This is a genomic window from Mesorhizobium sp. WSM4830 (genome assembly GCF_055811495.1).
Genome location: NZ_JBVVQI010000094.1, coordinates 1 through 940, shown reverse-complemented (window position 1 = coordinate 940; position 940 = coordinate 1). Strand labels below are relative to the sequence as shown.

General features: G+C 65.3%; 1 protein-coding gene. It reads left to right on the top strand.

Annotated elements, in window-relative coordinates; translation table 11 throughout:
* Positions 1 to 940 (top strand): IS66 family transposase (tnpC, locus tag AC0L2Y_RS34485; protein ID WP_473562325.1); only part of this gene is annotated, 940 nt, incomplete at both ends.

Sequence of the window (940 nt, the reverse complement as noted above, 5' to 3'; positions counted from 1 at the left end):
GCTTTGCGGCCCATCTCGAACGGGTCGAGGTGGTTATCGAGCCCGAAACGCCTGCTGGCTGCGAAGCGCTGGAAAAGATCCTGATCGGCGAGGACGTCTCCGAACGGCTCGATGTCACCCCGGCGAAGTTCCGGGTGATCGTCACGCGTCGCCCCAAATATGCCTACAAGGGCTGGGACGGCGTTATCCAGGCAGCCGCTCCCGCCCGCATCGTCGAAAGCGGCATTCCGACCGAAGCGCTGCTGGCGCAGATCGCCGTGTCGAAATACGCCGATGGCCTGCCGCTTTACCGCCAGGAAGCGATCTATGCCCGCGATCAGGTCGAGATCGACCGGTCACAGATGGCCCAGTGGATGGGCAGGGTCGGCTTCGAGCTCGAGCCGCTCGCCGATTACGCACTGACCCGCATCAAGCAGGGTGAGCGGGTCTTTGCCGATGAGACCACCCTCCCAACGCTGGCCCCAGGATCGGGCAAGGCCAAGACGGCCTACCTCTGGACCTCTCTCCGTGATGATCGGCCGTTCGGTGGCAGCGGACCGCCCATCGTCGCCTATCGCTTCGAAGACAGCCGTGCCGGCGAATGTGTCGCCCGACATTCGGACGGCTATCGCGGCATTCTGCAGGTCGACGGATACGCCGCCTATAACCGGCTGGCCCGATCCGATCGGGGCAATGATGGCGTGCTGCTCGCGGCGTGCTGGTCGCACGTGCGGCGCAAGTTCTACGAACTGCATGCCGCAGGCTCCTCCGTTATCGCCTCGCAGACGGTGGCGCAGATGGCCCCGCTGTGGGCCGCCGAGGCGGCCGTGCGCGGCCAGGACCCGGCAGTACGGATAGCTGCGCGTCAGGAGAAATCCGCCGCCGTCGTTGCCGCTCTCTTTGCGCTGTGGGAAAAGGAGCTGCCGAAACTGTCGGGCAAATCGAAGCCCGCTGAGGCGAT